Origin of the sequence: Ornithinimicrobium tianjinense, from assembly GCF_014636495.1 — a bacterium.
GTDB lineage: Bacteria > Actinomycetota > Actinomycetes > Actinomycetales > Dermatophilaceae > Ornithinicoccus > Ornithinicoccus tianjinensis.
Genome location: NZ_BMEM01000006.1, coordinates 107,513 through 115,971 on the forward strand (window position 1 = coordinate 107,513; position 8,459 = coordinate 115,971).

The 8,459-nt window shown below is 75.0% G+C and carries 8 protein-coding genes; 2 read left to right on the top strand and 6 right to left on the bottom strand.

Going from position 1 to position 8,459, the window contains the following annotated elements; genetic code table 11:
• Positions 1-142: 142 nt before the first annotated feature.
• Together IEV65_RS14875 and IEV65_RS14880 are read left to right on the top strand one after the other, a co-directional pair.
• Positions 143-1,468, top strand: coding sequence for a M16 family metallopeptidase (locus tag IEV65_RS14875; protein ID WP_188432119.1), 1,326 nt, complete (start codon positions 143-145; stop codon positions 1,466-1,468).
• Entirely contained in the window at positions 1,465-2,823 is a 1,359-nt protein-coding gene (locus tag IEV65_RS14880) for a M16 family metallopeptidase (RefSeq protein ID WP_188432120.1), read from the top strand. The genes IEV65_RS14875 and IEV65_RS14880 overlap by 4 nt, the downstream gene beginning before the upstream one ends.
• A gap of 25 nt (positions 2,824-2,848) precedes the next feature.
• Here IEV65_RS14880 and IEV65_RS14885 read toward each other — a convergent pair whose 3' ends face one another.
• From IEV65_RS14885 to IEV65_RS14910, 6 genes are all read right to left on the bottom strand, one after another.
• Positions 2,849-3,664 carry an inositol monophosphatase family protein gene (locus IEV65_RS14885; protein ID WP_229735330.1) on the bottom strand — a complete coding sequence of 272 codons (816 nt, stop codon included), beginning with the start codon at positions 3,662-3,664 and terminating at the stop codon, positions 2,849-2,851.
• A 65-nt stretch (positions 3,665-3,729) separates the two neighbouring features.
• Positions 3,730-4,746 (bottom strand): ribosome small subunit-dependent GTPase A, encoded by a 1,017-nt coding sequence (rsgA, locus tag IEV65_RS14890; RefSeq protein WP_188432124.1) that lies wholly within the window; start codon positions 4,744-4,746, stop codon positions 3,730-3,732.
• The gene (aroA, locus tag IEV65_RS14895; RefSeq protein ID WP_188432126.1) at positions 4,743-6,068 is read right to left on the bottom strand and encodes a 3-phosphoshikimate 1-carboxyvinyltransferase; all 1,326 of its coding nucleotides are present in this window, start codon (positions 6,066-6,068) and stop codon (positions 4,743-4,745) included. Before aroA ends, rsgA begins: the two co-directional genes overlap by 4 nt.
• A 26-nt stretch (positions 6,069-6,094) precedes the next feature.
• Positions 6,095-6,823 (bottom strand): alpha/beta hydrolase family protein, encoded by a 729-nt coding sequence (locus tag IEV65_RS14900; RefSeq protein ID WP_188432128.1) that lies wholly within the window; start codon positions 6,821-6,823, stop codon positions 6,095-6,097.
• Entirely contained in the window at positions 6,820-7,680 is an 861-nt protein-coding gene (locus tag IEV65_RS14905; RefSeq protein WP_188432130.1) for an SOS response-associated peptidase, read from the bottom strand. Before IEV65_RS14905 ends, IEV65_RS14900 begins: the two co-directional genes overlap by 4 nt.
• Before the next feature lie 7 nt (positions 7,681-7,687).
• Positions 7,688-8,459, bottom strand: a 772-nt coding sequence (locus IEV65_RS14910) for an aminotransferase class I/II-fold pyridoxal phosphate-dependent enzyme (RefSeq protein WP_188432132.1), incomplete at its 5' end; no start/stop codon positions are given.

Here is an 8,459-nt window from a genome sequence, read left to right on the forward strand (position 1 = left end):
CGGCCGGTTCCGTGCTGGGGATCGCGGCCTCGAGGATGTCGATCGCCTCGTGCATGTTCCTCCCGTGCGCTCGTCCCTCCCTGCCGCCGCACCTCCCGCACTGGTCGAGAGGCCGTCGCACCGCACGTACAGTGGGACGACCATGCCTCTGGACTTCCCGGTCGTCACCTCCACCCTGCCCAACGGGCTGCGCCTCGTCGTCAGCGAGGACCACTCCGTGCCCAGCGTGTCCGTCACGCTCTGGGTCGACGTCGGCTCGCGCCACGAGCAGCCGGGTCGCACCGGGCTGGCTCACCTGTTCGAGCACCTGATGTTCCAGGGCTCCGAGCTCGTCGCCGAGGGGGAGCACATGTCGCTGCTCATGGCGCAGGGCGGGCGCTCCAACGCGACCACCTCCTTCGACCGGACCACGTATGTCGAGTCCGTCCCCTCGGGCGCGCTCGAGCTCGCGCTCTGGCTGGAGGGGGACCGGCACGGCCACCTGCTCCCGGCGCTGACCCAGGACAACCTCGACAACCAGCGCGACGTCGTGGTCGAGGAGAAGCGGCAGCGCTACGACACAGTGCCCTACGGTGCGGCCCTCGAGCACGCCTGCCGGCTGGTCTTCCCCGAGGACCACCCTTACCACCACACGACGATCGGGTCGATGGCCGACCTGTCCGCCGCGACGCTGGAGGACGTGCACGCCTTCTTCCGCGCGCACTACGGGCCGTCCACGACGACCCTTGTCCTCGTCGGTGACGTGACCCCGGAGCAGGCCCGCGTCCTGGCCGAGCGCCATCTCGGACACCTCGAGGACACCTCCGAGCCGCGTCCCGCACCGAGCGCCCCGCTGGGGCCGCTCCCGCAGCCGGTCGCGCTCGACATCGTCGGGGACGTTCCCTCGGAGCGCCTGTACCTCTGCTTCCGCCTCCCGGCCGTCACCGACCCGGACTTCCTGCCCTGCGCGATGGCCCTGGACGCACTGGCGTCCCTGAGCGTCTCGCGGCTGTACCGACGGCTCCTGCGCCACGAGGAGACCGTCAGCGGGGTGTCCGCGTCGGTGCTCGGGCTGGCGGACGGAGCGTCCCTGGGTCTGCTCGTCCTCGACGTGTCCGAGAGCGTCGACCCGTCCGTCGTCGAGGCCGCCGTCCACGAGGAGCTGGTGCGCATGGGAGTCGAGGGCCCGTCGGAGGTGGAGCTCGAGGCCTCGCGCGCCGACACCGAGCGCTCCTGGCTGGAGGCGCTGGCCAGCTTCGACGACCGGGCGGATCTCCTGGCCCGCGCGTCCGTCATCTTCGGCGACCCGCAGCACGTCAACACCTACCTCGACGACGTCGTGGCCGTGACGGGTGAGCAGGTGCGGCGGGCGGCGGCGGAGTGGCTGCGCCCCGCCTCGGTGGCGACCATCCGGTTCCGTCAGGTGCGTGGGGTCGACGAGGACGTCGCTGCCGCGGAGGTCCTCGCTGCGAGCGGGGTCGCGCCGTGAGCTCGCGTCAGATGCACCGTCCTGCGGTGCTGCCCCCGCGCGCCTGGGCCTTCCCCGAGCCCGCCGAGCACCCGCTGCCCAACGGCATGCGGCTGCTCCTCGTCGACCTGCCCGGGCAGCACGTGCTGTCCCTGCGGGTCGTGCTGGCCCTCCCGGTCTCCCAGGAGGTGCCCGGCACCGAGGGTGCCACGCTGCTGATGACCCGGGCCCTCGACGAGGGCACGGCACGCCATACCAGCGAGGAGATCGCCGAGCTCAGCGAGCGGCACGGCATCGCCTGGGGCGCCGGTGCGGGGGAGCGCGGGGTGCACCTGGGCGTCGAGGTGACCGCGCGTCACCTCGGGACGGCCCTGGACCTGGTGACCGAGTGCCTGACCGAGGCCACCTTCCCTGAGGCCGAGGTGGCTCGGCTCGTGCGGCACCGGCTCGCCGACATCGCCCACGACCAGGCGGACCCCGGGGCCCGCGCCTCGCTGGAGTTCATCCGCACCTACTTCGACCCGCGCGACCGGCCGCACCAGCCCCTCGGCGGGACCCGGGCCAGCGTCGCGGCCCTGGACCCCGACGTCCTGCGTGACCGGCACGCGAGCCTCACCCCTGCGGGCGGAGCGGTCGTCCTGACCGGCGACCTGTCGGCGTGCGGCGACGTCGTCGCCGCGGTGGCTGCCACCCTCGGGTCCTGGGCCGGCTCCGGGGGGCCTGCTGAGGCACCCGCCGCGGCGCGGCGCGCTGACGACGCCGGACGGGTGGTGCTCGTCGAGCGTCCGGGGCTGGCCCAGACCGAGCTCTACCTGGGCCGCCCCGGACCTGACCGCCGCACGCCGCACGGCTGGGGCACCTACCAGACGCTCGGTATGGTGCTCGGCGGCTCCCCGCACGCGCGGATCGACCAGGTCCTGCGCGAGGAGCGCGGCTACACCTACGGGGTGCGGGCGGGCTTCCGGCCGCGCGCGACCGGCGGGCTGACCGTCGCCGGTGGTTCGGTGCGGGCGGACGCCACCGTGCCGGCGCTGCGTGAGCTGCTCGACATCCTCGCGGTGCCGGGGGCGGAGCTCACCGAGCCGGAGGTGCGCGCTGCCGCGGACTTCGTGTCCATGACCGCGCCCGGGCGCTACGGCACGGCGGACGCGGTGGCGGACGAGATCGTCTCCCTCGTGTCCGACGGGCTCGAGCCTCGCGTGGTGACCGCCACCCTGGAGCAGCTGCGGGGCCTGACGGCGGCCCAGGTGGGGGCGGCCTGGGACGAGGTCCTGGCCGGACCCGGCTGGACCGTGGTGCTCGTGGGCGACCCGCAGCACGCGGCCGGGCTGCAGGACCTGGGGATCGGGCCGGTGTCGGTCGTCACGGGCTCCTGAGGCTCGCGGGGCCCGACCGCCGAGCTCAGCCCTCCGCAGCGTCGGTGGGGGAGAGGGCGGCGAGCACCGCCTCGTGCAGCAGCCCGTTCGTCACGACGACGGGCGAGCCACCGCTCGCCGCCCGGTCGGAGACGGGGGCGCCCCACGGGTCGCTGATCCGGCCGCCCGCCTCGCGGACGAGGGCCGACAGCGTGCTCGTCTGGAAGGTGTCGAGGTAGGAGCCCAGGGCCACGTCGGCGGCCCCCTCGGCGACCAGCGCGTGGCTCCAGAAGTCACCGAAGGCGCGGGTGCGCCAGACGCGGTCGGTGAGCTGGGCGAACCCCTGCCCGTGCGGGCCGAACAGCCAGGAGGCCACGTCGTCGGCGGAGGCCGAGGCGTGCTCCAGGACCGCGGTGTCACTCACGCGGACCTGTGTGGCCCGGGCCAGGGTGCGTCCCGTCCACGCGCCGGACCCGTGCCCCGCCCACCACCGGCGGGACAGGGAGGGCGCGGCCACCAGCCCGAGCACGGGCTCCTCCTCCACGACCAGAGCGATCAGCGTGGCCCACACGGGCACCCCGCGCACGTAGTTGGCGGCGCCGTCCAGGGCGTCGATGACCCATCGGCGGTCGCCGTGCCCGGTCGAGGGCAGGATGCGCCCCTGGACCTTGTCGCGCGGGCGGGTGCGCTGCAGCTGGTGGCGCAGCAGCTCCTCGAGCGTCCCGGCCGCCTGGGTGGTCAGCGAGCCGTCGTCGGCGACGCTGACCTCGAGCCCGGGCGAGGCGAACATCTCGAGCGCGGTGCGCTCGATGGAGTCAGCCAGCACGTGGGCCAGGCGCAGGTCGTCGTCATATCGGGGCACCGGCCCACCGTAGCCGCACACCGGCGTGCCGCCCGTCAGGGCGCGCGGCACGGCGCCGCGCAGGCTCAGCGCTCGTCGCCGGAGCGGCTGCGCAGCAGTCTGCGGAGGGACTCCAGGCGTGCCGGTCCGGCCGGGCCGGCACGCCCGCCGGCCACCCATGCGTCGAGCGCGCAGTCCGGCTCGTCGTGGCTGCAGCCGCGCGGGCAGTCCTCGGTGCCCGGCGCGAGGTCCTCGAAGTGGTTGATGAAGGTCGCCGGGTCGACGTGCCCCAGGCCGAAGGAGCGGACCCCGGGGGTGTCCACCACCCAGCCGCCCCCCGGCAGCTCCAGCCCCACCGCGGAGGTCGAGGTATGCCGCCCGCGCCCGGTCACCGCGTTGACGGCACCCGTCGCCCGTTCGGCCTCCGGGACGAGGGCGTTCACGAGGGTCGACTTCCCGACGCCGGAGTGGCCGACGAGCACGCTGGTGCGGCCGAGGAGGTGTGCCCGGACCGCCTCGACGCCGTCCGCGTCCAGCCCGCCGTCCGGCCCGGACCGGCTCACGACGTGGGGCACGTCCAGCGCGGTGTAGTGCGCGAGGAAGGGCTCCGGAGGGGCGAGGTCGGCCTTGGTGAGCACCAGGAGCGGGTCCAGGCCGGCGTCGTATGCCGCCACGAGGCAGCGGTCCACCATCCGGGGGCGCGGCTCGGGGTCGGCGAGCGCGGTCACGACCACGAGCTGGTCGGCGTTGGCGACGATCACCCGCTCGACACGGTCGGTGTCGTCGGCGCTGCGCCGCAGCACCGTCCGGCGCTCCTCGACACGGACGATGCGCGCCAGGGTGTCGGGCTCGCCCGAGGTGTCGCCGACCATCGCTACCCGGTCGCCGACGACGATGCGGGTCCGCCCCAGCTCGCGGGCCCGCATGGCGACCACGACCCGGTCGCCGACGCGGATGCTGCAGCGGCCGCGGTCCACCCCGGTCACGACCCCGACGACGGCGTCCTCGTGGGCCGGCCGGTCCTTGGTGCGGGGACGCGACCCCTTGCGGGAGGGTCGCTGGCGCACCGAGCTCTCGTCGAGGTGGTCGTAGCGCCCGCTCACCCCGGCACTCCCTCGGGGCGGGCTCGGTCAGCGGTGGCGACCGCGCGCTCCCACGCGAGGTGGAAGCCGGGGAAGGTCTTGTCCGCGGTGGCGACGTCCTGCACGACGACCCCCGGGACCGCGGCGCCGACGACCGCGGCGAACATCGCCATCCGGTGGTCGTGGTAGGTCCGCAGCTGCGCGCCCCGCAGCGGCGTGGGCGTGATCTCGAGCCCGTCCGCGGTCTCGTGCACGCTCCCGCCGAGGCGGGTGATCTCCGCCGCCAGGGCGGCGAGCCGGTCGGTCTCGTGGCCGCGCAGGTGAGCGACCCCGGCCAACCGGCTCGGGCCGTCGGCAAGCACGGCGAGCGCCGCGACCACAGGGGTGAGCTCCCCGACGTCGGAGAGGTCGTGGTCCCCGCCGCGCAGGGGCCGGCGCGGGCCCTGGACCTCCAGGCCGTCGTCGTGGAGCGTGCACGTGGCGCCCATGCGCTCCAGCGCCCCGACGAGCCAGGCCCCCGGCTGGGTGGTCTCCCGCGGCCAGCCGCGCAGCCGCACGCGGCCGCCGGTCACCGCCGCGAGGGCGAGGAAGGGCGCCGCGGAGGACAGGTCGGGCTCGACGGTCCGGTCGAAGGCGGTGATCGGGCCGGGTTCGACCCGCCAGGTCACGGGGTCGGGGTGGGTCGCCCGCACGCCGACCTCGGCCAGCACCTGCAGGGTCATGTCGAGGTGGGCCGCGCTGGGCACCGCGCTGCCGGTATGCCGCACGGTCAGCCCGTGCTCGTAGCGCGCCCCGGCGAGCAGCAGGGCGGAGACGAACTGCGAGCTGGCCGACGCGTCGAGCGCCACCTCGCCGCCGGCGACGCGGCCCCGACCGTGCACGGTGAACGGCATCGTCCCGCGCCCCTCGTCCTCGACGCGGACACCCAGCGCCCGCAACGCCTCGAGGACGGGGCCGACCGGTCGCAGCCGTGCCGTCTCGTGACCGTCGAAGGCGACGGGCCCGTCGGCCATCGCCGCGACCGGCGGGACGAAGCGCATGACGGTGCCGGCCTGCCCGGCGTCGATCCGGACGTCGCCGCGCACCGCGACGCCCGGCACCACCGTCCACGCGTCGTCGGAGGTGTCGTCGACCTGCGCCCCCAGCAGCCGCAGCGCGTCGACCATCCGCTCGCTGTCACGCGAGCGCAGCGGCCGGCGCACGGTGCACGGACCGTCGGCCAGCGCGGCCAGGACGAGCCAGCGGTTGGTCAGGGACTTGCTGCCGGGGACCTCGACGACCGCGTCGACGGGCGAGCCCGGACGGGGTGCGGTCCACAGGTCGGGCGCGGTCGTCGTCGGCACGTGGCTCCTCGGGTCGGTCCGGTCGTTCACGCTAGCGCCCCCGCGGCCGGGCGGCCGCCGAGCCCGGCGAGGAACTGCCGGGCCTGGCCGGTCACCGCCGCAAGGTCGCGGCTGGGGGAGTGGGTGCCCGGCACCTCATGCAGGACGAGGCAGGCGCGCTGGTCGCGGACGGCTGCGCGCACCTCCTCGGGCGTGCCGAACGGGTCGCGCGCACCCTGCACCACGAGGGTGGGCAGCCCGGCGGCGAGAGGCCCCTCGAGCTCGGCGGCCCGGCTCTTCTCCGGAGCCCCGGGCGGGTGGAGCGGGAAGGCCAGGCAGACCACCCCGGCGATGCCGGGTCGGGCGACCCCGTGCTCGTCGACGGCGGCGCGGCAGGCCACGCGCGCGCCCGCGCTGCGGCCGCCGAGCACCCACGGACGCGGGAGGGGTATGCCGTGGCTCGCCTGCCAGTCCTCGTCCGCGAGGACCGCGGTCAGGTCGGCGAAGGCGCGGTCGAGCGAGGGGGGTCTCATGGCCACCTTCCGCCCGGCCACCCGCCAGGGCTGGTCGACGAGGACCACGGTCCATCCGTCCGCGGTGAGCGCGGTCAGGGCGACCACGTCGGCGGCGTCGCCGCGGCCCCCGGCACCGTGGCCGAGCAGGAGCGTCCCGTGGGTGGCCCCCTGCGAGGGAAGGACGCGCACCTGGGCGGTCCCCTCCGCCGTCGGCACGTCCGTGCGGGGCAGCGCCGCGACCGAGGCGGCGGCGGACGTCATACCCCGACCACCTCCCCGGTGACGGGGTCGACGGCGCCGACCAGCTGGTCGCGCGGGACGGGGTCGAGCAGGTGCGGGCCCGTGCTCCGGGAGGAGTTGACGGCCGTGCTGACGGCCCACGTCTGGAACCGGCCCGGCACCTGCGCGGCGTCGATCATCGAGCGCACCGCGTCCGGGGACGTCGTCCCCGGGTCGAGCCAGTCCTCCCACAGGTCAGGGTCCAGCGCCAGCGGCTGGCGGTCGTGGATGCGGTCCAGACCCGGCTCGGCGTCGGTCGTGAGAATCGTGAACGAGACGACCCACGAGAGCGGGTCCTCGGCGGGGGCGGACGGGTCCTTCCAGAACTCGTAGAGCCCGGCGAGCGCCAGCGGCACGTCGTCCGCGCGGCTGATGAAGAAGGGCTGCTTGCGCGGCTTGCCCTTGGCGTCGAGAGCGACGGGGGAGACCTGCCACTCGTACCACCCCGTGATCGGCACCAGGCAGCGGCGACGGCTCGCGGCGCGGGCGAAGGCGGGCTTGTCCAGCACGGTCTCGCTGCGCGCGTTGGCCATCCTGTTGCCGACGGACGGGTCCGTGGCCCAGGAGGGCACGAGCCCCCACGTGAGGAGCCGCAGCTGCCGCACCGCCTCCGCCGTGGCGCCGTCCTCGCGACCGTCGGTGTCCCCGCCACGCGGGGCCCGGGTCAGGACCACCGGCGCCTGCTTGGTCGGTGCCATGTTCTGGTCGGGCGTGCCGGCAGGAGGTTGCTGCGGGTTCTTCAGGAGGCTGCGCGAGCGCTCGTGCGTGGCGTCGACGACGACCTCGTAGGCCTCGACGAGCTCGTCGGGGTTGGCGGTCGCGGCATACCGTCCGCACATCAGCGCATCACTGCCGGTAGCTCGCCAGGAAGTTGCCCATCCGCTCCAGGGCGGCCCGCAGGTCGGCGCCCCAGGGCAGGGTGACGATGCGCAGGTGGTCGGGCCTGGGCCAGTTGAAGCCGGTGCCGTGCACGACGAGGATCTTCTCCTGCTCGAGCAGGTCGTAGACCAGGCGCTCGTCGTCGTGGATCTCGTGCACCTCGGGGTCGAGGTGGGGGAAGACGTAGAGAGCACCTCGGGGCTCGACGCAGCTCACGCCGTCCATCGCGTTGAGCATGGTGGTGGCGATGTCCTTCTGCTCGGCGAGCCGCCCGCCCGGTCGGATCAGCGCCTCGATGCTCTGGTGGCCGGAGACGGCGACCTGGATCGCGTGCTGGGCCGGCACGTTGGGGCACAGGCGGGTCGACGCGAGCAGCTCGATGCCCTGCAGGAAGCCGGCCGCGTGCGACGTCGGCCCGGTGATCGCCACCCAGCCGGCGCGGTAGCCGGCCACCCGGTAGGTCTTGGAGAGGCCGTTGAACGTCAGGCACAGCAGGTCGGGGGCGAGAGAGGCCACCGAGGTGTGCACGGCGTCGTCGAAGAGGATCCGGTCGTAGATCTCGTCGGCCAAGACGAGCAGCGAGTGCTCGCGGGCCACCTCGACAATCTGCTCGAGCACCTCGCGCGAGTAGACGGCGCCCGTGGGGTTGTTGGGGTTGATGATGACGATCGCCTTGGTCCGGGGCGTGACCTTGGACCGGATGTCCTCGACCGAGGGGTTCCAGCCGTGGGCCTCGTCG

Bases quoted from the DNA above. Each gene is read 5' to 3' on its own strand.
- IEV65_RS14875 (WP_188432119.1), top strand. From the start codon at position 143: ATGCCTCTGGACTTCCCGGTCGTCACCTCCACCCTGCCCAACGGGCTG.
- IEV65_RS14900 (WP_188432128.1), bottom strand. From the start codon at position 6,823: ATGACGTCCGCCGCCGCCTCGGTCGCGGCGCTGCCCCGCACGGACGTG.
- IEV65_RS14905 (WP_188432130.1), bottom strand. From the start codon at position 7,680: ATGTGCGGACGGTATGCCGCGACCGCCAACCCCGACGAGCTCGTCGAG.